The following is a 369-nucleotide window of genomic DNA, read 5'->3' as shown; positions in this document are numbered from 1 at the left end:
CAGCCAGTGGCGGTGATTTTGAACAACTGACCCCAGATACAACGGCAGTGACGACAACGCTAGCCGATACGCTTGATGAAACAACAGTAGCTTTAAGCGCAGATAAAACATCAATCAGCGAAGCGGGCGGAGAGATCACCTACACTGCGACTTTGTCAGCAGCTAGTCAGGGTGAAACCCTAGTTGAAACCACTTTAGGCACTATCAGTATTGCCGATGGCGCAACCACAGGCTCGTTTGTTTATGCCGTGGCTGCCGATGAAGATGTGTATGCTGATGGTTCAACAGTTATTAATGGCATTACCTCGGCGACGGGCGGGAATTTTGAACTGATAGTACCGAATGCCATGTTAGTTGATACGGCAGTGG

Annotated in this window: 1 protein-coding gene; it reads left to right on the top strand. The window is 49.3% G+C overall.

Annotated features, from left to right (window positions below; all coding sequences use genetic code 11):
* The coding region (locus CXF93_RS02915) for an immunoglobulin-like domain-containing protein (protein WP_157824408.1) at positions 1-369 on the top strand (369 nt) is incomplete at both ends.

The sequence above is a fragment of the Moritella sp. Urea-trap-13 genome (genome assembly GCF_002836355.1).
Taxonomy (GTDB): domain Bacteria; phylum Pseudomonadota; class Gammaproteobacteria; order Enterobacterales; family Moritellaceae; genus Moritella.
This window is presented reverse-complemented; position numbering and strand designations above follow the sequence as displayed.